Below are 25,404 nucleotides of genomic sequence, written 5' to 3' on the forward strand. Positions count from 1 at the left end.
TAATATTCGACTGAAAATTTCAACGAATAGGAGGGAATTACGAACATGAAGGAAATATTTGAACTAGAGTTAGACAAATTAAATAACACGCTTTCGCAAATTAATCAGCAACTGCATAAGCTAGAGAATATTCCAGTTTATCATGGAGAGAACTTTACAGAACAAGTGCTTGAAACTATGCGAGAATCTAGCCGGCAAAGACTTCGAATCGCCAGTCAGGAACCTTATTTTGGACGCTTAGATTTTCAAGAAGAAGGAGAGCTGCAGCCCCAACCCGTTTATATTGGTAAAGTTGGTGCTTCTGATGAAGAAACGCAGCAGCCAATTGTCGTTGATTGGCGAGCGCCTGTTGCAAGTATGTTTTATTCATTTACTGGAGGAGAGGATGTAGCTTTTTATGATTCTCCAGAAGGAATCGTTGAAGGGCTTGTTCATTTAAAACGAAACATTGCTATTCGGAAGCAAACATTAGAGCGAGTTGTAGATACATATGTAAGAGGAAGTGATGATCTATCACTAGCGGATGATTTTCTTCTCTATCGTTTAGGGGAAAATAAAGATAACAAGTTAAAAGATATTGTTTCAACGATTCAATCTGAACAAAACGAAATTATTCGTGCGGAAAAAAATGTTCCCCTCATTATTCAAGGTGTTGCAGGTAGTGGAAAAACAACAATTGCCTTGCATCGTCTTGCTTTTTAATTTATCAATATCGTGAGCAGCTTCGCGCTGAGAAAATGATCGTTTTTGCACCTAACAGTATATTTCTTGATTATATATCCAGCGTATTACCAGAGCTTGGTGTTGGTGATATTCATCAAACTACATTTCAAGATTGGGCATTACATACGTTAGAAAATAGTGTTTCTGTACAGAGTACTGATAAACAATTACAACAAGCATTCTCTATTCATAAGGACAAAGATGAGATAGCAGCTGGTAAATTAAAAGGATCCATGGAGTTTCAAGTGTTTATCAATCAGAGTTTGTCAAACTACGAAAAAAGTATCGTGCTAACGAAAGATTTTGAGCCTTGGGACTATTCAGTATTACAAGGAGAGGTAATTCAGCAGTGGTTTGAAACAGAATATAAACACTATCCGTTAGGAAAGCGACGAGAACGGATTGTTGCTCGCATGAAACGTTGGATTGAGATGGAACTCAAGATGATCTCAGACACAAATAAAAGGAAGCAACTAAAAAAACAAGCAACGCAAAGACTTAATAGCTATTTAAAATTTTGGCCGAAGATGAATGCGCTATCCTTTTACAGTATGTTAATGAAACAAGAAGATATTTTAAGTGTATTGCCAGCTGAACTTGTACAAGAAACAGCAAAAAATTGCCGAAAAAAGAGGTTACTCTAGAAGATTTAGCACCGCTCATCTATATTCATCACTATTTAGAGGGAATAAAACCTGGGCAAAAATTTCATCATGTTGTTATTGATGAAGCGCAAGATTTTTCACCGTTTCAACTTTCCATCTTAAAAGAAATAACACTTGGAAATTCCTTTACTATTTTAGGTGATTTATCACAAGCCATTCACGAATATCAAGGTATTCACGATTGGCAACAGTTTCAAGATGTATTTTATCAAAATGCCCAGTACTACGAATTAACGAGAAGCTACCGCTCAACAAAGGAAATTATTCACTTTGCAAATGAAGTTATTCAAAATGCCAATATTCCAGTAGGCCTTGCTAATCCTGTTTTTCGCAGCGGTGAAAGTGTAAAAATTATCTCGACAAATGATCAATTTCAATCTGTTTTATCTACTGTGAAGACTATGCAAGAACAACATGTAAAAACGATTGCTATCATTGGACGAACAGAAGAAGAGTGCCGTGAGATACATGGGAAGTTCAAAGAAGTTGGTATTTCTACAAATATAATAGAAGCGAATCAAACCAAATATGAAGGTGGTATTTCAGTCGTTCCTGTTTATTTGGCAAAAGGATTAGAATTCGACGCAGTACTACTTATCGATGTAGATGCAACTCATTATAAACAAACAAAACAAGATGCTAAATTGCTTTATGTCGGATGTACTCGATCGCTACATGACTTGTGGGTTTTTTATTCAGAAGCATGTTCACCTTTAATTCAACAGATTCCAAAAGATTTGTATGAAGAAAGGATAGATGTTCAATCAAACTAGAACAGAAATTAAAAAGATGTAGACCCAAAAAGTACTTTATACTAGTACCTTTAGGGCTACATCTATTTGTTTTGAGATATTAATTTTTTCACACCATTACTTTTACCAATAACAACTATATGAGCCATGTTAATGAATAATCCTGTCTCAACCACACCTGTTAATGTTTTCAAAAATTGATGTGTTTCAATTGGGTTTGCTATGAACTCAGGAAAAGCACAATCTATAATAAAATTTCCATTGTCTGTTATGTAAGGCTTATTATTTTGAAGACGTAAAGTAGTTGTACAGCCTAATAATGTGCAGATTCTCTGTGCTGTATGCTCTGCTGCAAAAGGAACAACTTCAACAGGCAACGGAAATTTCCCTAAACGGGATACTAATTTAGATTCATCTGCCACAATAATAAGCTGTTTTGATGCAGTTGCGACTAACTTTTCGCGAAGAAGTGCACCGCCGCCACCTTTTGTTAATTGTAAATCATCACTTATTTCATCTGCTCCATCAATAGTCAAATCAAGTTCATCTACTTCAGATAAAGACACTAAAGGAATTTGTAACTCTTTCGCAAGTTGTTCTGTTTGTTTAGAAGTAGGTACACCGCGTATTAATAGACCTTCTCTTACAAGTTCTCCTAATTTTTGTATTGTCCAATATACAGTTGAACCCGTACCAAGTCCAATTGTCATACCTTCTTTTATGAAATCAACAGCGTATTCACCAGCTAAGCGCTTTGTATCTAACATAGTACCTCCTCAACGTACAATTATTCAGTTGGCCTTGGCCCCGCATCCATTCCGGAAGTCTCCACTGTTAAGACAGGGCGTACTGTCATATCTGCATTTACATACACCTGGCACGATAAACGCAAGTAATCTTCTACACCTTTTTCCGCAAATGCATGTTTTTCAACTTTGTTAGGTTCACAAAAATCACCATCTAATATTTCCACTCGGCAAGTTGTACATTTTGCCTTTCCGCCGCAGCGGTGAAGAATATTTACACCGTTATCTTCCAGTGCTAATACTAATTTTGTTCCGGTTTCCACTTCAAAAGTTCCAGTTCCTGGAACAGTTATTTTTGGCATTTTATCTCCTCCTTGTATAAAATGTTAATAACATAATTATCACCTTGCCATGTATAAGGTAAACATAAGACTATATAACGTTTCATTAGTGAAAAAATTTCTTTGAAAAATTCGTAGATGCCGTAACTTTTTTCTTTGTTAAATCGTTTATTAAGTAAGCGCGCTTAAAAGGAGTGATCACTTTGAATACGAAAAGAAAGCTGATTTTACAATCCGATTCGGATGTTCAACAATCAAATAAATCTATTATTGTTAAACATTATGCGGAACTAAAGCGTTATTGTACATTTTTAACGCAAAGCACATGGGACGGAGAAGATCTTGCACAAGAAACGATATGTAAAGTATTGAAGAAATATACGAATGCGGAATGGAGCCAAAGTATTTGTTTAACGTTGTTATACAAAGTGGCTCGTAATCAATGGCTGGATCAAATGCGAATAAAAACTTGTGAAAGAGAAAATACTCAAGAAGCTTCTTATGAACCGCATGCAAACGTTGCTGAATTATATGCTTTAATTGAAACAATACTATCTTGTTTAAATGAAATGCAAACTGTCATTTTCTTATTAAAAGATGTGTTTGAATATAGCTTAGCTGATATCGCGGCCATTACTTCTATGTCAGAAGGAGCAGTAAAAGCTTCATTGTTTCGAACACGGAATAAATTGAAAACGATAAAAGAAGAGGAACGTTTTGTACCTTCAAAAGACATGGAAGAAGAAACTGAAATACTTGTAAAAGCAATTCAGCAACAAACTCCTGAATTATTGGTAAAACTTGTACCAACGCTACATTTCTCACGAATTTCGCTACAACAACCATTACTTTTATTACACCAAAAATCTTCTTACAACTGTTTCTCATGTGCTGCTTAAACTAAAATGGTGGAGGGGTTTTTCATGAATACGATTCCTTATGTTATAGAGCAAACAAAACTTGGAGAACGTTCGTATGATATTTATTCAAGATTATTAAAGGATAGAATCATTATGATTGGTCAAGAAATTAATGAACAAGTCGCCAGCAGTGTTGTTGCGCAGTTATTATTCCTCGCAGCGGAAGATGCAGAGAAAGACATATCCATTTATATAAACAGTCCTGGCGGTTCTACCTCTGCAGGTTTTGCGATTTTAGATACGATGAATTATATTAAACCGGATGTACAAACCATTTGTATTGGCTTAGCGGCTTCGTTCGGAGCATTATTGCTACTGGCAGGGGCAGAAGGAAACGATTCGCTTTACCAAATAGCGAAATTATGATTCATCAGCCACTTGGCGGAACGCAAGGGCAAGCAACTGAAATTGAAATTTCTGCAAGACGGATTTTGAAGTTAAAAGAACATATTAATCAAATCATTGCCGATAAAACTGGGCAGCCTATTGAAAAGATAGCGAATGATACGGAACGGGATTATTTTATGAGCGCAGAAGAGGCAAAAACTTACGGTATTGTAGACGGAATTATTGGTTAATACTGAAAAGGGGTTGTTTGAACATTATCGTTCAATAACCTCTTTTTTAAATTGAATCTTCTCAATTAATGGAATAAAATGAAAATATTATATATTCTTCAATGTTGATATATAAAATACATATTATTTAAGGGGATTGTAATGCAAAGGAAAAGATTAAGAGATTTAGATATTAATATCGGAAAATTGAAACCAGGAACATTTAATGCAATTACCGATGTAGAAGGCGTAATCGTCGGTCACAAAACAATTTTACACACAGATGTTTGTTCAGGACTTACTGTTATTCTACCTAACAACGGAAATCTAGCTGGGTCGCATTTTCCAGCAGGATTCTTTTCTTTTAATGGAACTGGAGAATTTACTGGAAGCCATTGGATTGATGAAACAGGTACTTTAGTAACTCCTATTGTTTTTACCGGCAGTCATTTACTCGGTTTAGCGCATCATTTTCTTTCGCGTGCTACAAGAAGAATCGAAAATTTAGAACCTTTTTCAAATGGAATAGTGGCAGAGACTTGGGATGGTTGGTTAAGTGATTTAGAAAAAACCTCCATGACATATGAAGATTTAGAAGAAGCGATTATACATGCCAAATCTGGTGTAGTTGAAGAAGGAAATGTTGGTGGCGGTACAGGAATGATCTGTTTTGAATTTAAAGGCGGAATCGGTACCGCTTCCCGAATTGTTGAGTGTGAATCAGGTACTTATACAGTTGGAGCTCTTGTACAAACTAATTTTGGTAGAAGAGAAGATCTTATTATTAATTATAAACCTGTTGGAAGCATATTAAATGACATGGAAGTACCATTACCATGGGGGACTCCAGAAAATGCAGGCTCACTTCTCGTTACATTAGCAACGGATGCTCCATTATTGCCTTCACAATGTGGAAGAATATCAAAAAGAGCATCGCTAGCAATGGCTAGGTTAGGAGCTATTGGAGAAGAAGGTAGTGGAGATTTTTTCCTGACTTTTTCAACTGGGAATTGCTATTCTTATGATAATGAAAAAGCTTATCCTGTCGATATGTTTCCATCAGAACAGCTAGATTTTATTTTTGAAGCGGCAATTGAATCTGTTCAAGAAGCAATTATTAATTCTATGTGTATGGCAGAAACCATAACAGGACAAAAACAAAGACAAGTGCACGCATTACCGTTAGATAAGTTAGTACAAATTTTAAAATAACGAATTCTATGTATGTTTCCTCATAATCAAAACAGTTTTATTTGTAAGAAACACGAAAGGTACATATACACCAAGTAGTGTAATTTGATAGAAAGAACTTGTTAAGAAGGGGATTAACATGAAAATAGAAATAGTTTTTGAAGAATTTCCAGTTTTAGAATCTATGAATCTAGTATTAAAGAAAATTGAAGATGTTCATTTACGGGACGTATATGCAATCTACAATAACGATAAAGTGTTTGAATACTGCGGAATTATACCGAAACATAATATGAAGACGGTAAGTAAGATGATCCAACACTTTGAGAGGGACTATATTAAACAGAGTAGAATTAAATGGGGGATTTTTCGAAAGAATGAAAGTGATACATTAGTTGGAATCATTGAAGCAATGGATTTTAATCGAAAGGTCAATATAGTTACAATCGGATACTTTTTAGCAGAAAAGTATTGGGGAAAAGGTATTGCACCTGAAGCGGTTCATGCAATCGTAAAATTTTTATTTGAAGACGTTCATATAAATAGAATTCAAGCTGAAGTTATGCCGGCAAATGAGATATCAAAGAAAGTGCTTCTAAAGAATGGATTTATAAAAGAAGGTTTATTAAGACAAGCTACTTTATGGTCCGGAAAGGAGTCGTCGATTTAGAAATATATAGTATTCTTCAAGAAGATTATAAATGATATAGACAAAATTACATTTACTTAGTTTATGCTTTTCTTAGAGAAGTAACAACCTTCATTTAAGTTTTTTACGATAATAAAGTGAAACTTCCATCAGTGGGGGTTTTCTTCATCCCCACTGATGGCTAGTTGAACCAATCGGGCTTTTACGGGCAGTTATCCCCCGCCTAGTTACTTCGCTTTTCTCTGAATCTTGAGGTGGGGGTCTTACTGCCCGTTAATGCGGGATAAACCTCTATCAATCATTATTCGCCTATTATTGCATTGCTAGCAAATTAGAGAAACGGAAAACTTCCAAAACGAAAAAATTTAATTCTCATAATTAATTGTAGAAAGATATTTTTTTGCTTTGAGGTATCTCTTTCTTTGCTAGCGGCTACCTCTTGTATGAAAAAACAATCATCATTTATTCCTAACGTTCGTAATAAAATAGTAGAAGGACATTCATGGTAATGGGAGGAAAAGGAATGCACCATAACAACCGGAAAAGGAAATGGAACAACTTTTCCAAGACAATTCCGTACTCTCTTTTAGATGTAAAAAATGAATTAAAGAAAAAAGTGAAAAAAAGCAACTTTTCGTTAAAACATGGAAATTAACAAAAGAAGAGACAATGCTAATTCACCAGATTAAAGAGCAAACAAGACAACACAACAAAAATAATGTGACGCGAACACATGCTTATTATCGTTTTTACCTCCAATACCCAGAAATACACTGGGCGTTGCTTGGACATATGGTATCGCGTAATGGTGGTTGGAATATGACAGATTTAAAAGGGGAGTTATATACAAGGCTATTGTCAGAAAAGGATCAAGTCACCTTCTTTTCTTTTTTAGAACGAGGCAACTGGTTAATATTCCAGGATGTATATCCGCAATTTTTATTGTACGAACAAAGTGTAAAAAGATCCGAAAGGCTGTTTTATCTTCTGCCTTTTTTCCATGTATCAACGTTTATGGAAACGATATGGAACCATTTCTGGAGCACAGGTGACCGCTATACGTTAGCCATTGCCACCGTTATTAATGAACAAAGCTATTTAGAAAAAAGAGTTGTTCAAAATTCCCATTTTAAAAAGACCGTACTAAGTAGTGTTGGATTCAAATTTTATGATTTTTTCCGCTTTAATCATATCCTTTTTCCACTCTACAAAGATGAGACTAAACAAAAAATATTGCTTTTCGGCGATACAATGAAACATTTCACCTCCCTGCATGAGCGGATTTTACTCGGAAAACGATTATACTCACTACTGTTTCGACATGAGAACGTTTTACAAAGAGTAGTAAATTGGGCTCATGATCATCCGCATACTGGTTCACGAAAAGACTACTGGCCGCATTTATTTTATGATGTAAATGAATCATTCTCTCGTGCATTTTATGAACGTCGAATAAAGAACTGCCAATTAAGAAAAGATGCAAATCGTTTATATAGCCCGCGACTAATATACGCATGGAAAGATCTTCATCATGAAGAAGCGGAAAGTGAAGACTGGTTTGAAGACTGGCGCATCATGGACTATTTAATCGATAAGGGAGAAATGGCAGATGGAAAGATTTATAATGAATACTGCAAAACGCTTGAAAAAATTGAATTTGCCATTCTGGTCAAAAAAAATGTCTTGCTCCGAGAAGAAGAAGGGGAGGAATAACTCTCAGGCTTTTGTAGCCACTATCATTTTCTCTAGTTTGATCGGAACATATTTAGACCTACTGTTTGTCAGTAAACAAATGTATGCCTTTCCAACAAGACCATTCCCACATATATTTACAATCAATGTCGCGTTTACATTATTGATATTACCAGTCTTTACTATGTTCTTTTTACGGATTGCAAGAATGTTACCTTCATTTTTTAAAATCCTATTTATCACTTTGATTGGACTTTGTATGAGTATTTCCGAACGGTTTGCGGAGCAGTTAGGATGGTTCACTCATAGCGAAGCATGGCATCATTCTTATTCTTTTTTCGGATACACAATATTCATGATTCTTATATGGAAGTTTTATCGTTGGTTTCAATAACAGGAAATTGTGTTAAAGAGATCTAAAAAATAAACAAAAAGATTGTTCGAAATCCTGTATTGAAATTTAAATAGGGTTTATTAAAAAACTATCCGTTCAATGAAGGGAATGGATGATGTTATTAAGTTAACGAGTGCTAATTGAGCAACCATGTTTATTTCCAATAACACGCGTTATGTTGATATTACATGTATAATGGATACATAAAAAAACGCTGACTTTTTATCATCAGCGTTTTTTTTATATAAGAGGTTTTTGAATTAAAGTAGCAAATTCTATTTCATGGACATGTCCGTCGTCTAATGTAGTAGTTCCTTTAACATAGTGTACATGTTTTCCGTCGCCAACTGGGATGGCAGGACCTGTTTCTATTGCAACCTTATGATGATGATCAAAAAAGTCAGTATTAACCATTATTATATGTACATGACTATCTCCTTTTGGAATTACTTCACTTGTAAATCCAGCAAAACGATGATTATGCCTTTCGTTTCCTTCTTCTGCCAGTTTAGTACTAGCAACAAATTCATGTACATGTGTCTGAACCGTATCTGGTGCTTTTCCTGCAGATACTATAGCTGGTTCTGTTACGTTTTCATTATTCGTTTTTATATTTTCCGTTCTAGGTATATTCTCCGTTCTAGGTATATTCTCCGTCCTAGATGTATTTTCCGTTCTCTGTTTCCCCCTACCTGAAAATTCTCTATTCATAAAGATAATGCCTCCCTTTATATAAGGTTATGGTACATTTTATTATAATTAGTAAGAATATATGTTAAGAAAATTGACTACCGATGACATTCGTGTAACGGCATTATGAATCATAGCGGAAGAAAAGGAATAAAATACAGTGTAAAAATCTGTTGTTTTTATAAAATTTGTTTTAGTATAAATAAGGGCACCAAAAAATAGAAAGAGGTGTCAAAATGTATGGAATAATAAATTATGAGGTATTTTTAATTACAGGAATTCTTTTAAATCTAATTCCTGGTGCAGACACAATGTATATAGTGGGAAGAAGTATTTCACAAGGTAGAAAAGCAGGTGTTTATTCTGTTTTTGGTATTATCACTGGCTCTCTCGTTCATACCTTGTTAGTTGCTTTCGGATTATCAATCATACTTACAAAATCTATTATACTATTTAATGCCATTAAAATTATTGGTGTGATCTATTTAATATACTTAGGAATTAGAATGATTATTGATAAAACGAATGTAAATTTTCATTCTACTGCAACTAGTAAACTGAACGTTAGAAAGATATATGTACAGGGACTTTTAACTAGTCTTACGAATCCCAAAGTTGCTTTATTTTTCATTGCATTTCTCCCGCAATTTATAGATACAAAAGCTTCTAGCCCTATACCTTTTATTATTTTAGGACTTACTTTTACAATCACTGGATTATTGTGGTGTCTATTTATTGCTTATTTTTCTTCCTATATTACAAAAAAACTAAGAGGAAACGAAAAGGTAGGAACTGTTCTGAACAAAATAACAGGAATCATTTTTATCGGCATGGGGCTGAAGTTACTTCAAGCAAAAGCTCCTCAATAAGCAAACAAAAGCCCCCTTTTAGAAAAGTTATATGAAAGTTTAATTGGATATAAAAAGCCTCTTTAGAAAAATCTTAAAGAGGCTTTTCTTTTGAAGGTATTGTATCTAAAAATCTACTTTATTACGTTCTGTAAGTATTATAAATCGCACATCTAATCTAATATTTTATATCCCAACTTGATCTATAAGATTTTGAATTTGTTCTTTTGGAGTATTTGTACATATACCTCCGTGATAACAAATTACTGATTCAATATCTAAATCTAAATATTTCTCCAGAGAAGAAAGAGCCTTATTCATATCTAATGTTGTTTTCTCGACAGGTCCTTGTAAAGAACCATCTACACATATCATAGCATCACCGGCAACAAGAGTTTTACTTTGCTTTAAATAAAGGCTAATATGTCCAGGTGTATGTCCAGGTGTATAAATTATTTGAATCCCTCCACAATAGGGAAGTTCTTGTCCATCTTTTAAAGTCTGATCTACTTTCGATTTAGGAGGATTCGTATACAAGAATTGCATTTCCTTAGGAAGAGATGCCCACGCTTCTTTGCTCATACGTTCAGGATCTGTTTTCATAAGTGGGAATATTCCTTCGATATATGGCTTATCAAGTTCATGCGCATACACATCGATTTGATGAGTAGCTGCTTGTAATATTTCAGGAAGGCTTCCAATGTGATCTAAATCTTGGTGTGTTACAATGACCGCTTTTAATTTTTCAAAAGGGACCCCCACATCATTCATAGCAGTACGGATTTGATCTAACTGTCCAGGCATACCAGTATCGATCAAAACAGCTGTTTCTTCGTCCCACATAAGTGTAGGATGCAAAACGAAACCTTGTATTTTTAATTCAAGCATTGATACTCCATTTGAAATCTTCATGGATTAAATCCCCTTAATAGGTGTGTTTGGATTATTATTAACTCCTACATATATTATTTATCACACCCCAAAAACCTAAGTCAATAAATAAATATTCAATCATAACATAAATGAATATTTTTGTCAATACTCCAAATTGATCTTATTATTAGATTCAATCAAATAGAGAGGAGGAGTTCAAAATTGTATAAAGAATATAAAAAGATATTTTAAATAAGGAGTTGTTCCTGTGGATCTTACATCAAATGTTGCAGCGATTGTTTTAGATTTAGATGGTACTTTATTGAATTCGCAAAAAGAAGTATCCAAAAGAAATTTACAAGCTATACTCGAATGTTATAGAAAAGGAATAACTGTTATTTTTGCAACAGCAAGACCCCCGCGTTCGGTGAAAGCTTTTCTTCCTCAGGAACTTCAAGAGATAGCAGCCATCGTGTATTACAACGGTGCTTTAATTATTGATAACACATCAGAGTACAGACAACATTATCCGATTGAATCAGCTATTACAAATGAAATTATTGAATATGTGATCACTCATCATTCGGATGCGTGTCTGTCTATTGAATCAGAAGATACGTGGTACAGTAATAGGTCATTAGATTATAGTAAATCTATGAATACAATTGTAAACCCAATCGTAGTTTCTTTACATGAATTTAAAAGAATCAATGCTTCAAAATTATTAATCTCAGAATATCCGTATTACGAGAATTTACACAAGCAATTTGAACATAAAGTAAACACGGTGTGCACCGATTCAGGAACTTTAATTCAAATTATGGCCAAAGGCGTTTCTAAGAAACAGGCTATAATGGATCTTTGTGTTCAAAATCATATTCCGATGAACAGCATAATGGCATTCGGTGATGATTGGAATGATTTAGAGCTTTTTCATGCGTGTGGTTTTCCGATCGCTATGGAAAATGCAATACGTGAACTAAAAGCAATTGCATATTTTGTTACTAAGTCTAATGATGAAGACGGTGTAGCTCAAGTATTAGAAAAGTTAATTTGTACCGTCAATAATAGTTAAAAATGATTAAACTCTTTTTATAAAAGATGGATTGAAGTCAACTACCCACCACTTAAACGCTAACGCATTTTGAAGTGGGGGCTTGTAAAAAGCCCTGGTTGTCTAGCCTTAGTCTTTTATAGACTCCGTTCGTAGGTTGCATACCCAAGAATGATTCCCTAGTTCTTGGCTCTATGGTGGCTCTGTAACAGTTCTGATTGGGAAGAAACGGTCAACCACAAGCCTTCTTGGATAAGAAGTTGCTGACACCTACAAACATTGGCGAAGGGAAACAAACTCTTAGGAGGGACAAAACATGCGTGTATTTGTCAAGAATTTAAGAGGAGAACCGCTTATGCCTTGCAGTCCTCGTAAGGCACGTCTTCTTCTCAAACAAGGAAAAGCAAAGATTGTGAAATACACACCATTTACCATTCAACTGCTATACCCTACTGGTGAAACTATACAACCTGTTACAATCGGTGTTGATAGTGGTGCAAAGTATGTAGGTATTGCAATTACAACAGAGAAAAAGTACTTGCAAAAGGAACTATTGAGTTACGTCAAGATGTCAAAGAAAATCTTACACTGAGAGCTACATTACGCAGAGGTAGAAGACAACGTAAAACCCGCTACCGAAAAGTACGTTTTCTGAACCGAAAAAAGAAAGAAAGCTGGCTCCCACCCTCCATTCAAAGTCGAATCGACAATGTTATTCATTGGATAGAGAAATTCAAATCTCTCTTACCATCTCCAAAAGTCATTGTCGAAGTAGGAAAATTTGATGCACAAAAGCTAAAAAATCCTGACATACAAGGAACAGAATATCAACAAGGAGATGCTTTTGGCTTTTGGAATACAAGATATTACGTGTTTGCGAGAGATCAATATACCTGTCAAATTTGTAAGAAAAAAGGTGGTATCTTGCATACGCATCATATCATCGAACGATGCAGCGGCGGTTCGGATATGGCAGATAATCTTGTAACCGTACATGAAGAATGCCATCAAAAGTTCCATCAGGGGAAAATCGAGCACAATTTCAAGAAACCAAAACAATATAAAGAGACGGCCTTTATGAATATACTTCGTTTGCAAATCATGAGGCGTTTAAATTGTGAGATTACGTATGGCAGTTACACAACGCCGATACGAAAAGAGTTATGTTTATCAAAAACACATGTAAATGACGCCATTGCGATTACAAAACCGAAACAGTTACAAGAATATGACAAACGTGGTGAATTTCGCATCAAACAATTTAGAAAGAAAAAACGTTCCCTCCATGAAGCAACTGCAAAGAAAAGGAAGAAAAATGAAAAATAGAAATGCAAACCGAATGTAAATGGAATCTATTTAGGTGATAAGGTGAAAGGATTTGGACAAGTAGGATTTGTGACAGGATTTACAGGGAAAATGGTGTACGTACAAGATATCAACGGACAATATATACAAAACCCATCTAAATCTTATAAGCAGGTAAATATATCAGATATGGAATGTATCCACCACAATAACAATTGGTTGTTCTTACAAGTGAGTTAGGCTATGTCTAACCAAAATTCATCCCCACCTTACCGATGGGCTCTTGTCCGTCACACGCTTGAAGATGGGGACTTCTTTCGGAAATACGTTAAAAATATTCAGAGCGTGTTTTAATCAATTTTTTTAAAACACGCTCTTTCTTTTTGCTCGTTTATCAAGGTTATTAGTATGAATTTGATCAAATACTATTTCAAAGCTACAAATTCAAAAAATTCATTTTTTTGTAAAAAATATAGCTTGAACACCATTGACCATGGAGGTCAACGGGAGTACAATGTGATTGACTGATGTGGTCAACTGCAATTTTTAGAATGAAAGAAAAGAGGGCTGCCCCTATGTATTCAAAATTTTTGAACCTGGATAAGGAAAAACAAGACCGCATAATAAATGCTGCGATAAAGGAATTTGCCCAGAAGGGATATGATAAGGCATCGACTAATGAAATCGTCAAGGAAGCGGGGATATCAAAGGGGTTATTATTCCATTATTTCCAAAATAAAAAGCAATTGTATTTATTCTTGTATGAACATATGGTCGATATTCTAATGGAAAAAATTACGGAAAAAATAAATTGGGATGAAAAAGACATTTTTGTCCGCTATCGGCAAATCGCATTGCTGAAAATTGAAATATATCAAATTTATCCCGAAATGTTAAGTTTCGCTAAGTCGATCTATAAAGACTCCTCCCCGCAGTGAAAATTGATATAAACCGCAGGGCGAAGGAATTGTTCGAAAGTTCCTTTAATAAATTATTTTCCGATATTGATCTTTCTAAATTTAAAAAAGGGATTGATATCAAAAAGGCGATCAACATTATTAATTGGACATTGGAAGGGTTCGCCTATCAAATGCAAGAAAAAGCATTGTCCCTATCCTGGGAGCAAATCGATAGCGAGGAGACAATGGCAGAAATGGAAGAATACTTGAAAATACTAAGAAATTCTTTATACGAATAAGGAGGTGATCAATTATATACAAAATTGGTCATTTCGCATAACTGATTGAGGAGAAAAAGGGAGGTTTTATAAATGAACGTAATAGAAATTAAAAATCTAACCAAAACTTATGGCAAGGCGAGAGGAATATCCGATATTAGTTTTAATGTTGAACAGGGTGAAATTTTCGGGTTTATTGGACCTAATGGTGCTGGGAAGTCGACAACGATTCGCACATTATTATCGCTCATTTATCCAACGAGTGGCAGCGCCACGATTTTTGGGAAAGACTGTATTCAATTTGCTCCAGAAATAAAAAAGGAAATTGGCTATTTACCATCAGAAATTTTTTACTATGACAATATGAAAGTAAAGGACCTATTAAAATACTCAGCCAGCTTTTATAAAAAGGATTGCAGTAAGAGAATCAAAGAGTTAGCAGAAATTATGGACTTGGATCTCAATAAAAAAATTGATGACCTTTCTTTAGGAAACAAAAAGAAGGTTGGGATTGTTCAAGGGCTGCTCCATGAGCCTAAACTCATTATTTTGGATGAACCGACGAGCGGGCTTGACCCATTAATGCAGCAAAAATTCTTTGAACTATTAGAGGAAGAGAATAAAAAAGGTGCTACGATTTTATTTTCGTCGCACATCCTCAATGAGGTTCAAAGATTATGTAATCGTGTTGCCATCATTAAAGAAGGTAAAATCGTAACTGTAGAAAAGATTAGTACGTTACAAGAGAATAACTATAAAAAGTTTAAAGTTGAGACGAAATCAGCCCTAGACAAGAATTACTTCCAAATCGACGGGGTCAATAAATTAGAGGTTCACAATAACGTAACTAGCTTTTTATTTAAAGGTAATATCAATACGGTGATGAAAAAAATCGCTGAAATTGAAATCGCGAATTTGTGGATTGAAGAGCCGGACCTTGAGGAGATCTTTATACATTATTACGAAAAGGAGGCCTAAGAAACTATGAATATCTTTATGCATGAATTGAAGGCTTATCGAAAGTCTACAATTATATGGTCGCTATCGTTAATTGTAATCATTATTATTTTTATGTCGATGTATTCTTCATTTGCTGAGGATGCAAAGGGTTTTATGAAAATATTAGAAAATTATCCAGAGGCGATAAGAAATGCAATCGGGTTTAATCAAGAAAATTTCTTTACTATTTTAGGATTCTATAGCTTCCCTTTATCGTTTATTACTCTTTGCGCAGCAATTCAGGCGATGAATCTCGGCACTTCCATTGTCAATAAGGAAGTCCGTGAAAAAACAGCGGACTTTTTGCTAACGAAGCCTGTTACCCGTACAAAAATTTTGACAGCCAAGTTATTGGCAGCGCTGGTTTCGATTATCATGACGAATATCTTTTATTTCGCTGCAGCCAGCTTTGTGGCATTACAAGTTAAAACTGATGATTTTAGCTTGAAAACTTTCTTTTTACTTTCACTTACAATTTTCTTCATTCAGCTGATATTCCTATCCTTAGGAATTATCATTTCCGTTATTGTCCAAAAGATCAAATCCGTGCTGACCGTCTCGCTTGCTACCGTCTTTGCATTCTACTTTGTGGGAATGTTCAGTGATACGACAGGTGATGAAGTGAAACGTTATTTTTCGCCGTTTAAATATTTCGACACCGCCTATATCATTAAACATTCCAGCTATGAAACAACATTTTTGATTGTTGGTGCAGTTATTATTATTCTTGCTATTGCAGCTAGTTATGTTGTCTATATCAAGAAGGATATCCATGCTGTTTAAGAATGCTAGCTTTGCTTGTGGAAAGCTAAATGGAGGGGTTCGGTCATGAATATATTTTTAAAAGAATTGAAGTCTCATCGAAAATCGCTCATATTTTGGAGCATCGGTGTCTTCCTTATGGTGGCATCAGGAATGACTAAATACGAAGCGTATTCGTCGTCGGGCCAATCGATAAATGATTTGATGGCAGATATTCCAAAATCGCTGCGGGCTGTATTAGGTTTCAGTGATTTAGATTTAACGAAGGCCAGCGGCTACTATGGTATGCTTTTTCTCTATTTATTATTAATGGCAACCATTCATGCAGTAATGCTCGGAGCAACCATTATTGCCAAAGAAGAACGGGATAAAACATCTGAGTTTTTATTCGTAAAACCAGTATCTAGAAGTAAAGTTATTACAGCAAAGCTATTGGCAGCATTCACAAATATCGTAATCTTTAATCTCGTAACATTCGTTTCGTCCATTATTCTTTTAGGGAAATACAGCGATGGTGAGGCGGTTAATGGTGAAATCGCAATCTTAATGGCGGCAATGTTCATTTTGCAGGTCTTATTTATGGTTATCGGCAGCGCACTCGCTGCTGTAAAAAGAAACCAAAAACAGCTGCATCAGTAGCTACTGGAATCCTATTACTTACGTATATGTTATCAATCATTATTGATTTGAATGAGAATATGAAAGGCTTAAGATATTTTACACCATTTAAATATTTTGAAGCGAAAAATGTAATGTATGGCGGTGGTTTAGATGTAATCTTTGTAGTAATTTCACTAATATTGATTCTATCACTTTTGGTCGTAACCTATGTTTATTATAAAAAAAGAGATTTGAATGTTTAGTAAAAAGACCGTAAGTTTCGGTCTTTTTTTATGGTTATCAAAATCAACAATGGAATTTAACAGAACCTATAAGGAGTAGCGTGAAAAAAGACAGCCTATGAGCTATCTTTTTTCACACTATTTAAATCGTCTTAAAACGAGAAACTCCCACCATTTCCACGGCAGTAGATTTTTTAATAGAATCATTAACTTTACTCCTTTTCCAATTGGATAACGTAAAGTTGGATGCTGCGATTCAGCAATAGCTACTATTTTCTCAGCGACATCTTTCGGATTTCCTAAAGTTTCACTCCCATTATGAATATGTTGTTCAATTTTCTTCATGTATTCTTTGTAGGGGGACTCAGATTCGGAAGTAGCTTCCGCGAGTTTTTGTCCGATTTCCCAAATATTTGTGTTATATGATCCCGGCTCAATTAATGAAACGTCGATCCCAAACGGTTTTACTTCTAAACGAAGGGACTCACTCCAACCTTCAAGTGCATATTTTGAAGCAACGTAAGGGGAGAGGCCAGGGAAACCCATTTTTCCACTGATGCTACTAACATTAATAATTTTCCCTCGTTTTTGTCTTCTCATAATTGGAAGAATAGCCTGTGTTACTGCGATAGCTCCGAACACGTTTGTCTCAAATTGTTTACGGTATTCTTCAATTGGAATTTCCTCCGCAAAACCACCGCTTGCGTAGCCCGCATTGTTAATAAGAATATCTATCCGTCCAAGATTGTTTATAAAAGCTGTAAATTTCCCAATAGATTCTTCGGAAGTTACATCTAACGGATGAATTTTTATATTTTGTTCTATATGCAACGATGTAGCTTTTTCAATCAACTCTGTTTGTTTTTCAACATTTCGCATCGTAGCAATTACAAGATAGCCATTTTTAGCAAACTCTAATGAAGTGAGGAGTCCAAATCCACTTGATGAACCTGTAATAATCACGATTTTTTCTGTCATTTGTTTCTCTCTTTCTATTAAAATTAAGTTTAATTTCATCATATCGAAAGGATAAGGAGAAATTCAATAGCTTAGTAAATAGACAAATACACACATTTGTATTTTTGGTAAAAAGTAGATTTCAAAGGAATTCACTTTTTATGTCGGAATATGCGCTTACCAGGGAAATAATACTAAAGTGTTTTTATTCCCTAAAATAATCTAAACAGTATAGACAAACTAGTTTTTATGAATAAAGCCCGCCCATATACATTTCCGTTAATGTATGTACAATATCTTCAAGAGAGAAATCTCGTTCATTTCGAACAATTTCCCACAAAAACATTTCATTCGCAAAGAACCAACTTCTCGCTACTAAAAAACAGTTCAAATCTTTACGTGCTAAACCGCTGTTTTGTGAATACGTAATATCTTGAACAATCCGCTCAATAAACCGTTCTCGAATAGCGCTCCATCTGTACTGAACTTCGTCAGAAGCACCGATTGCTTCTTCAACCACTTGTAATAGTTGTCTTTCCATTTCCGCCATTTGTAAAAAGGCGTGTACTTGCTGCTGAATCATACTACGAGCTTCTTGCTTCGTTACTGGCTGAAAGACACATTCTGCGATTGTATAAAATTGATTCATCACATCATCCATTAATACAATAAGTAAATCATCTTTATTTTTAAAGTATACGTATGCTGTCCCGTATCCAGTTTCTGCCTTTTTGATAATCTGAGAAATTGTTGTTTTTTGAAATCCATGTTCAATAAAGACTTCACGGCCAGCAAATAATAGTTTCTTTTTTGTTTCAAGTGAACGTTGTTTTCTAGCTGAGAAAACATCTTTGCTCATATGTACCACACCTTTGTGCTGAAATATCAGAAAATTTAACTTTATTCTAGGTGAAACATTTATTAAATGTCAACTGACATTATGTCATTGACGCTATGTCAGTTTTGGTGATATATTTTAACTAATTAGAATTGAAAGAAAATTAAATAGAAGGTGATAGAATGTATTCAAAACCATTTGAACCATCTTACGAGCATGCTCGTCAATGTGACATTTATGATGAGCTTGCATCGTTTCAACATGAGTTTTATAAAAAAGAAGGAACAATTTATTTAGATGGAAACTCACTTGGGCTTTTATCAAAACGAGCTGAACAATCTTTATTAACATTGCTAGATTCATGGAAACAATTCGGCATTGATGGTTGGACAGAAGGACAGCATCCATGGTATTTCTTATCCGAGCAATTAGGAGAATTAAGCGCTCCACTTATCGGTGCTTCACCTGAAGAAGTAATTGTAACCGGTTCTACGACAACAAATTTACATCAAGTTGTCGCTACGTTTTATGAACCAAAGGAAGGGAAAACAAAAATCCTTGCTGATGAATTAACATTCCCATCCGATATTTACGCATTGCAAAGCCAAATTCGTTTAAAAGGGCTAGATCCTGCTGAACACCTTGTTCAAGTGAAAAGCAGAGATGGAAGAATGTTAAATGAAGAAGATATCATTGCAGCAATGACAGAAGATATTGCGCTCATTGTACTTCCGGCAGTGTTATATCGAAGCGGGCAAATTTTAGATATGAAGCTTCTTACGAAAGAAGCACATAAACGCGGTATTCATATTGGCTTTGATCTTTGTCACTCCATCGGTTCTATTCCGCATCACTTTCAAGAATGGGATGTCGATTTTGCAGTTTGGTGTAATTATAAATATTTAAATGCCGGTCCAGGTGGAGTTGGTGGCCTGTACGTTAATAAAAAGCATTTCAATCGTTTACCAGGATTAGCAGGCTGGTTTAGTTCCCGAAAAGATAAACAGTTTGATATGGAACACGAACTTACGCCAGCTGATCATGCCGGTGCATATCAAATTGGAACACCACACGTGTTAAGTGTTGCACCGCTTATCGGTTCTTTAGAAATTTTTAAAGAAGCGGGCATAGAGCGATTACGACAGAAATCTCTTCATATTACACGCTATATGATAAACCTAATACATCATGAATTAACAGATATGGGCTTTACACTTGGTAATCCGTTAGAAGATGAAAAAAGAGGCGGACATATTTATTTAGAACATGAAGAAGCAGCACGTATTTGTAAGGCACTAAAAGCGAATGGAATTATTCCTGATTTTCGCGCACCAAATGGTATTCGTTTAGCTCCTGTCGCTTTATACAACACGTATGAAGAAGTATGGAAAGCCGTACAAATTTTGAAGAAGATTATGGTGGAAGAGCAGTATAAACAATTTGAAAATAAACGAGAGGTTGTGGCATAAGGATGAAAGAAAACAAGTGGATTGATATTTCTCAACCTCTAAACAATGATATTGCCACTTGGCCGGGCGATACGCCTTTTTCCTATGAAGTGTCATGGACAAAAGAACAAAGTGGATCTGTTAATGTTGGTAAAATTTCAATGAGTATTCACACTGGAACACATATTGATGCGCCGTTTCATTTTGATAATGATGGTAAAAAAGTAAGTGATCTTGATATTAACGTCTACCTTGGTCCTGCTCGAATTATTGATGTGACAGGTTATAAAAGCATCGGAGCAAAAGAGTTAAAAACGCATGATTTAGAAGGAGTAAGTAGATTATTATTACGGACCTCATCAAAAACAAATCCGCACGTATTTCCTGAAACAATTCCGTATTTACGTGCTGATCTTGCACCTTATCTGCATGAAAAGGGAGTGCGCTTAATCGGTGTAGATGTCCCATCTGTTGATCCGCTTGATGATAAAGAGCTAGCAGCACATCATGAGTTATTTAAACACGGTATTCATATTTTAGAAAATGTTGTTCTAGAAAATGTACAAGACGGAGACTACGAACTTATTGCCCTGCCGCTTTCGCTAACAGATGCAGACGGTAGCCCGGTTCGTGCTGTAATAAAACCATTATAAAAATAGCCTATACTGCATAGAGAGGATGTACACATATGAAAGAAAATGAAAAAGTAATTATGGAGAAGGGGATTCATACAGATTTTCGTAATAACATGACATACGGGGAATATTTACAATTAGATAGTTTACTATCTAGCCAAAAACGACTCTCTGATCATCATGACGAAATGTTATTCATCGTGATTCACCAAGCAAGTGAGCTTTGGATGAAATTAATTTTACATGAATTAGAAGCAGCTATCGAATCAATCAAAAACGAAAAGCTTGCACCTGCTTTTAAGATGCTTGCACGTGTTTCAAAAATTCAATCGCAAATTATTCAATCATGGGATATTCTTGCCACGCTCACACCAGCTGAGTATATTGAATTCCGCGATTCACTTGGTCAAGCATCCGGATTTCAATCTTATCAATATCGAATGATTGAATTTGCGCTTGGCTATAAAACACCACATGTTCTTAAAATCTATGAAAAAGATGAAGAATTGCACGCTCGTCTACATAAGGCGCTTCATACACCGAGTTTATATGACGTTGCGATTCAAACCCTTGCAAAAGAAGGATTTCCAATTAACCCAAATGTGCTTCAGCGTGATATTACGCAACCATATGAAGTAGATGCAACAGTAGAAGCAGCGTGGTTAGAAGTCTACTCAGATGTAAAGAAATATTGGGACTTATATCAATTAGCTGAAAAGCTAATCGATATCGAAGATTGGCTGCAGCAGTGGCGTTTCCGTCATATGAAAACTGTAGAACGTATTATCGGACATAAAATGGGAACTGGCGGTTCTTCAGGCGTTTCTTATTTAAAACGTGTGTTGGATCAATCCTTCTTCCCAGAGCTTTGGAATATCCGGACAAAATTGTAAAAGAAAAGTCGGTAGCTATTATCAGTTACCGACTTTTCTTTTTAATAATTATTTCATGGTATAGTAAAGACTAGTAAAAAAGTCTTTATTCGGAGGAACGTATATTGGATTTTTACGCATTAGAAAATATGCTCAAAAAAAGAAAGTACATTCATTTTTAATTCACCAACGTGGTGAACTCACTACAAAGTACTATAAAACAGAACAATGCGCACATAACTTATACAAAATCAATTCTATTACAAAAAGTATCGTATCTACTCTCATTGGAATCGCCATTGATAAAGGTTTTATAAATGGTATACATAGTCCCATAATAGAATGGATTCAAAATATACCAAAAGAAAAGCAAGACCTGACTATATATCATTTATTAACGATGACAACAGGTGAGGAGTGGCAGGAGTTTGGAAACGGTGTTGTTTTCCCAAATGATTTTGTCGAGTCTGATCATTGGATAGATTATATTTTAAAGAAACCAATGATAAATCGGCCTGGAACAAAAATGAATTATAATTCAGGGTCTTCGCATCTATTAAGTTATATTGTACAAAAGGCAACTAACATGACGACGGAACAATTTGCAAAGGTACAGCTATTCGATCCTTTACATATTACCGACTATGAATGGCAGCAAGATCCACAGGGAATTTTTGTTGGTGGCTTTGGCATGAAAATGAAAGCAGAAGACATGCTGAAAATTGGCTTATTATGTCTACAAAATGGATATTGGAACGGACAGCAACTTGTATCTTCGAGCTGGATTGAGCAATCCCATCAAGAAAGATTTACAACATATGAACATATTGGGGCATACGGTTATCATTGGTGGGTATTAGATCAAAACAATTTCGACATGCCCTACCATACATATTTTGCGATGGGATATGGCGGACAATATATTATCATTGTTCCTCAATTAGAGTTAGTTGCAGTCATTAGTAGTCAAATGCCGAAGCGGGGCTTAGTACCGCTTAAACTGTTTATAAAGCATTTACAAGAAACGTACTAAATTAACTTAGTACAGAATGAATGTTTGCAAAGGATAAGTTGGGGGATGGATATGAACAATTTATTTACAATAGACTGTAGTGAAATATTACTAAGAGAGTTTAGAATTGAAGATGTTGATGCTATTTATGAACTTACTTCACAACCTGAAGTTTATGAATTTTTGCCGGATTGGCGTTCAACAAGAGAACAACGATTAAACTGGGTTACAAATTATGAGGTACCATCCAATAAAGAGTTTTTGTCAGCCGTACCTAATATCGGTGGTCAAAATTATTTGAAGTTAGGAATTGTATTAAAGGAAACTGGCAAATTTATTGGTTTCTGCAATACAGGTATCAAAGAAGAGCTGAGTGAACCAAACCGAGAAATCACTTTTGCTATTTCAAAACATTACAGAAATCGGGGATACACAACAAAAGCAGTAAAAGGATTGGTAAAATATTTGTTTGAGAATACAGATGTTGAACTACTAAATACCATTGTTCTTCCTCATAATGTAAGCTCGAATAAAGTAATTCAAAAATGTGGTTTTCGTTTTAATGGAAATATAGAGATTGAAGACCAACAATATTATCATTACATTCTTCACAAAGAGGAATGAAAAAGTACTAAATAATATAAAACCTTTTACTACAAACATTTCATATTCAACAAACGGGTGCTTTAGTTTAAGAAGGAGTACACAATAAAAATAGCCTGTATCTTTGATTACTAAGTAATCAAAGATACAGGCTTTATTTTTCGGTAATTAACTGCCCTTATATATATTTAAAGAAATTCTAACCTTTTTATACAAATTGCATTGTAAAACGACAAATCTACTTACAGAACTTGTACAATGCTTACACACGATTGTAAGTCCATGTTTTTTGATACATTTGATTGCATGAGTAATGTTTTTGTTTTAGTGTATTCTGCCAACGTTCCGCAATGCTAAGAATACACACTTCTGTAATTATTCGTTCTAAACATGAATTTTTAAAATAACATCAGTTCATTTGTAGACTCACTCTACATAATGCTTGTTCTTCTATTGCGGTATTTTGTTTTTTCTTATCTCGGTGTTTCTTTAAAAAGAATATTTAAAAATGTTTCTGTTTTTGTTTCAAACTCTACATCAACAAATACTCCAAATTCTTTTCCGTTCTTCTCTCGCAACCACAACTTAAATTTTTCAACTGATATATTTGCCGTTTTCGGTTTTCTTCCTATGTGAAGATAATCGATAATATCAGCTTGTGGGTATTTTTCTTTCGTTTTTTGCACTGCAAGCTTTCCCCATTTTGCGTATGGAGGCTGTGCATGAATGATTGAGAACGGTCTGTATATAAATAAAACTATTGTAGCAAGTCCGATACATATAATTAAACGAGTATATAAAAGTTTCATATTAAGCTCCTTTATCCCGCTACTTTTGGGCAGTAAGACTCCACCTCAAGATGCAGAGAAAGGGAAAGAAAATAGGTGGAGGAATACTGCCCGTAAGAGCACGATTGGTTCAACTAACCATCAGTAGGGTATAAAGCAAAGCCCTCACTGATGGAAGTTTCATTTTATAGCATTTTCTATAGTGTTTACACTTAAGCGAATTCATATGAATTTGCCTTTTTTGTCTTCCTTACATAAAACCGCATCATTTACAAAAAATAACCTTGAAATCATCGTCATATTCAAGGAGGTTGAACTATGCATCGTAAAGCTTTCTTCAAAGTACCGCTTTTACTCGTTACATTTGCGGCCGCTTTGTTAGTAAGTAGTGTTCATGAGAAGGAAGTAGGGGCTTTTTCTAATCAAGTCATTCAAAAAGGAGCCTCTGGAGAAGATGTAATCGAACTACAATCAAGGCTCAAGTATATTGGATTTTACAATGGAAAAGTAGATGGTGTCTTTGGATGGGGTACATATTGGGCACTTCGGAATTTTCAAGAAAAGTTTGGGTTACCGGTTGACGGACTTGCAGGTACAGCTACAAAACAAAAACTCGTTAAAGCTACAAAATATGAAAAACAACCAAATAACACAGCAAATAAACAAAATAACAAACCGGCGCCAAATAAAGGTACAAATGTTCCAAATGGATATTCACAAAATGACATTAAAATATTGTCAAATGCTGTATACGGAGAATCTCGCGGTGAACCTTATATCGGACAAGTTGCCGTAGCAGCTGTTATTTTAAATCGCGTCAGCAGCCCGTCTTTTCCAAATACAGTGGCAGGTGTGATTTATGAGCCGCGTGCCTTTACTGCTGTTGCGGATGGACAAATTAATTTAACACCAAATGAAACAGCAAAAAAAGCTGTACTTGATGCAATTAACGGATGGGATCCATCTGATGGCGCGATTTATTACTTTAATCCAGATACAGCAACAAGCCAATGGATTTGGAGTCGTCCGCAAATCAAAAAAATTGGAAGACACATTTTTTGTCGTTAGGAG

The 25,404-nt window shown here is 35.1% G+C and carries 24 protein-coding genes and 5 pseudogenes; 22 read left to right on the plus strand and 7 right to left on the minus strand.

Features of this window, described 5'->3' with window-relative positions; translation table 11 throughout:
* Window positions 1-45 precede the first annotated feature (45 nt).
* Window positions 46-2,161: pseudogene (locus tag ACEWFJ_RS12950) on the plus strand (HelD family protein).
* Between the two features lie 62 nt (window positions 2,162-2,223).
* Here the strand turns inward: ACEWFJ_RS12950 and rpiA are convergent.
* On the minus strand, window positions 2,224-2,907 hold the full coding sequence (rpiA, locus tag ACEWFJ_RS12955) for a ribose 5-phosphate isomerase A (protein WP_473688816.1): 684 nt from the start codon (window positions 2,905-2,907) through the stop codon (window positions 2,224-2,226).
* Between the two features lie 20 nt (window positions 2,908-2,927).
* Entirely contained in the window at window positions 2,928-3,248 is a 321-nt protein-coding gene (locus tag ACEWFJ_RS12960) for a 2Fe-2S iron-sulfur cluster-binding protein (protein ID WP_473688817.1), read from the minus strand.
* A gap of 182 nt (window positions 3,249-3,430) precedes the next feature.
* On the opposite strand from ACEWFJ_RS12960, the gene ACEWFJ_RS12965 reads away from it, so the two are divergent.
* From ACEWFJ_RS12965 to ACEWFJ_RS12990, 6 genes and pseudogenes are all read left to right on the plus strand, one after another.
* Complete coding sequence (locus tag ACEWFJ_RS12965) at window positions 3,431-4,126, plus strand: RNA polymerase subunit sigma-70 (protein WP_473688818.1); 696 nt, start codon at window positions 3,431-3,433, stop codon at window positions 4,124-4,126.
* Window positions 4,127-4,240: 114 nt separating this feature from the next.
* Window positions 4,241-4,725, plus strand: a pseudogene (locus ACEWFJ_RS12970) (ATP-dependent Clp protease proteolytic subunit).
* A 141-nt stretch (window positions 4,726-4,866) separates the two neighbouring features.
* Entirely contained in the window at window positions 4,867-5,916 is a 1,050-nt protein-coding gene (locus tag ACEWFJ_RS12975; RefSeq protein ID WP_473688819.1) for a P1 family peptidase, read from the plus strand.
* A 118-nt stretch (window positions 5,917-6,034) separates the two neighbouring features.
* Window positions 6,035-6,600: pseudogene (locus ACEWFJ_RS12980) on the plus strand (GNAT family N-acetyltransferase).
* Between the two features lie 446 nt (window positions 6,601-7,046).
* Window positions 7,047-8,257 (plus strand): annotated as a pseudogene (locus ACEWFJ_RS12985) (DUF2515 domain-containing protein).
* Window positions 8,223-8,630, plus strand: coding sequence for a CBO0543 family protein (locus ACEWFJ_RS12990; protein ID WP_473688820.1), 408 nt, complete (start codon window positions 8,223-8,225; stop codon window positions 8,628-8,630). The pseudogene ACEWFJ_RS12985 and the gene ACEWFJ_RS12990 overlap by 35 nt, the downstream one beginning before the upstream one ends.
* A 240-nt stretch (window positions 8,631-8,870) precedes the next feature.
* On the opposite strand, the gene ACEWFJ_RS12995 is transcribed toward ACEWFJ_RS12990, so the two are convergent.
* Window positions 8,871-9,341, minus strand: a complete 471-nt coding sequence (locus ACEWFJ_RS12995) for a YmaF family protein (protein ID WP_473688821.1) — start codon at window positions 9,339-9,341, stop codon at window positions 8,871-8,873.
* Between the two features lie 215 nt (window positions 9,342-9,556).
* Here ACEWFJ_RS12995 and ACEWFJ_RS13000 point away from each other — a divergent pair, with 215 nt between their 5' ends.
* Window positions 9,557-10,189, plus strand: a complete 633-nt coding sequence (locus tag ACEWFJ_RS13000; RefSeq protein ID WP_473688822.1) for a LysE family translocator — start codon at window positions 9,557-9,559, stop codon at window positions 10,187-10,189.
* Between the two features lie 165 nt (window positions 10,190-10,354).
* On the opposite strand, the gene ACEWFJ_RS13005 is transcribed toward ACEWFJ_RS13000, so the two are convergent.
* Entirely contained in the window at window positions 10,355-11,080 is a 726-nt protein-coding gene (locus ACEWFJ_RS13005) for an MBL fold metallo-hydrolase (RefSeq protein WP_473688823.1), read from the minus strand.
* Between the two features lie 229 nt (window positions 11,081-11,309).
* Here ACEWFJ_RS13005 and ACEWFJ_RS13010 point away from each other — a divergent pair, with 229 nt between their 5' ends.
* The 8 genes and pseudogenes from ACEWFJ_RS13010 (at window position 11,310) to ACEWFJ_RS13045 (ending at window position 16,977) form a co-directional block, all read left to right on the plus strand.
* Window positions 11,310-12,116: an HAD family hydrolase gene (locus ACEWFJ_RS13010; RefSeq protein ID WP_473688824.1), complete on the plus strand. Its 807-nt coding sequence runs from the start codon at window positions 11,310-11,312 to the stop codon at window positions 12,114-12,116.
* Window positions 12,117-12,450: 334 nt separating this feature from the next.
* Window positions 12,451-13,421, plus strand: a pseudogene (iscB, locus tag ACEWFJ_RS13015) (RNA-guided endonuclease IscB).
* 42 nt (window positions 13,422-13,463) lie between these two features.
* Entirely contained in the window at window positions 13,464-13,640 is a 177-nt protein-coding gene (locus ACEWFJ_RS13020) for a hypothetical protein (protein WP_473688825.1), read from the plus strand.
* Between the two features lie 287 nt (window positions 13,641-13,927).
* Complete coding sequence (locus tag ACEWFJ_RS13025) at window positions 13,928-14,338, plus strand: TetR/AcrR family transcriptional regulator (protein ID WP_473688826.1); 411 nt, start codon at window positions 13,928-13,930, stop codon at window positions 14,336-14,338.
* Window positions 14,339-14,367: 29 nt separating this feature from the next.
* Window positions 14,368-14,598, plus strand: coding sequence for a hypothetical protein (locus ACEWFJ_RS13030; protein ID WP_473688827.1), 231 nt, complete (start codon window positions 14,368-14,370; stop codon window positions 14,596-14,598).
* A 72-nt stretch (window positions 14,599-14,670) separates the two neighbouring features.
* Window positions 14,671-15,555 carry an ABC transporter ATP-binding protein gene (locus ACEWFJ_RS13035; RefSeq protein ID WP_473688828.1) on the plus strand — a complete coding sequence of 295 codons (885 nt, stop codon included), beginning with the start codon at window positions 14,671-14,673 and terminating at the stop codon, window positions 15,553-15,555.
* 6 nt (window positions 15,556-15,561) lie between these two features.
* A complete protein-coding gene (locus tag ACEWFJ_RS13040) occupies window positions 15,562-16,359 on the plus strand; it encodes an ABC transporter permease subunit (protein WP_473688829.1) in 798 nt (265 codons plus the stop codon).
* 45 nt (window positions 16,360-16,404) lie between these two features.
* Window positions 16,405-16,977, plus strand: a complete 573-nt coding sequence (locus ACEWFJ_RS13045) for an ABC transporter permease subunit (protein ID WP_473688830.1) — start codon at window positions 16,405-16,407, stop codon at window positions 16,975-16,977.
* Window positions 16,978-17,318: 341 nt separating this feature from the next.
* On the opposite strand, the gene ACEWFJ_RS13050 is transcribed toward ACEWFJ_RS13045, so the two are convergent.
* Together ACEWFJ_RS13050 and ACEWFJ_RS13055 are read right to left on the minus strand one after the other, a co-directional pair.
* The gene (locus ACEWFJ_RS13050; RefSeq protein WP_473688831.1) at window positions 17,319-18,158 is read right to left on the minus strand and encodes an SDR family oxidoreductase; all 840 of its coding nucleotides are present in this window, start codon (window positions 18,156-18,158) and stop codon (window positions 17,319-17,321) included.
* A gap of 226 nt (window positions 18,159-18,384) precedes the next feature.
* Window positions 18,385-18,996: a TetR/AcrR family transcriptional regulator gene (locus ACEWFJ_RS13055; protein WP_473688832.1), complete on the minus strand. Its 612-nt coding sequence runs from the start codon at window positions 18,994-18,996 to the stop codon at window positions 18,385-18,387.
* 161 nt (window positions 18,997-19,157) lie between these two features.
* On the opposite strand from ACEWFJ_RS13055, the gene kynU reads away from it, so the two are divergent.
* The 5 genes from kynU (at window position 19,158) to ACEWFJ_RS13080 (ending at window position 23,566) form a co-directional block, all read left to right on the plus strand.
* Complete coding sequence (gene kynU, locus ACEWFJ_RS13060; protein WP_473688833.1) at window positions 19,158-20,444, plus strand: kynureninase; 1,287 nt, start codon at window positions 19,158-19,160, stop codon at window positions 20,442-20,444.
* A gap of 2 nt (window positions 20,445-20,446) precedes the next feature.
* A complete protein-coding gene (gene kynB, locus ACEWFJ_RS13065) occupies window positions 20,447-21,076 on the plus strand; it encodes an arylformamidase (protein ID WP_473688834.1) in 630 nt (209 codons plus the stop codon).
* Between the two features lie 35 nt (window positions 21,077-21,111).
* Window positions 21,112-21,951 carry a tryptophan 2,3-dioxygenase gene (gene kynA, locus ACEWFJ_RS13070; protein WP_473688835.1) on the plus strand — a complete coding sequence of 280 codons (840 nt, stop codon included), beginning with the start codon at window positions 21,112-21,114 and terminating at the stop codon, window positions 21,949-21,951.
* A 103-nt stretch (window positions 21,952-22,054) separates the two neighbouring features.
* Window positions 22,055-22,963, plus strand: a complete 909-nt coding sequence (locus tag ACEWFJ_RS13075; RefSeq protein ID WP_473692485.1) for a serine hydrolase domain-containing protein — start codon at window positions 22,055-22,057, stop codon at window positions 22,961-22,963.
* A 51-nt stretch (window positions 22,964-23,014) separates the two neighbouring features.
* Window positions 23,015-23,566: a GNAT family N-acetyltransferase gene (locus ACEWFJ_RS13080; protein ID WP_473688836.1), complete on the plus strand. Its 552-nt coding sequence runs from the start codon at window positions 23,015-23,017 to the stop codon at window positions 23,564-23,566.
* A gap of 452 nt (window positions 23,567-24,018) precedes the next feature.
* Here the strand turns inward: ACEWFJ_RS13080 and ACEWFJ_RS13085 are convergent, their stop codons facing one another.
* Window positions 24,019-24,354: a YqzG/YhdC family protein gene (locus ACEWFJ_RS13085; RefSeq protein WP_473688837.1), complete on the minus strand. Its 336-nt coding sequence runs from the start codon at window positions 24,352-24,354 to the stop codon at window positions 24,019-24,021.
* Between the two features lie 297 nt (window positions 24,355-24,651).
* Between ACEWFJ_RS13085 and sleB the strand changes: the two genes are divergently transcribed.
* Window positions 24,652-25,401, plus strand: a complete 750-nt coding sequence (sleB, locus tag ACEWFJ_RS13090; RefSeq protein WP_473688838.1) for a spore cortex-lytic enzyme — start codon at window positions 24,652-24,654, stop codon at window positions 25,399-25,401.
* Window positions 25,402-25,404: the final 3 nt, after the last annotated feature.

The sequence above is a fragment of the Bacillus sp. EA-CB0995 genome (assembly GCF_055814245.1).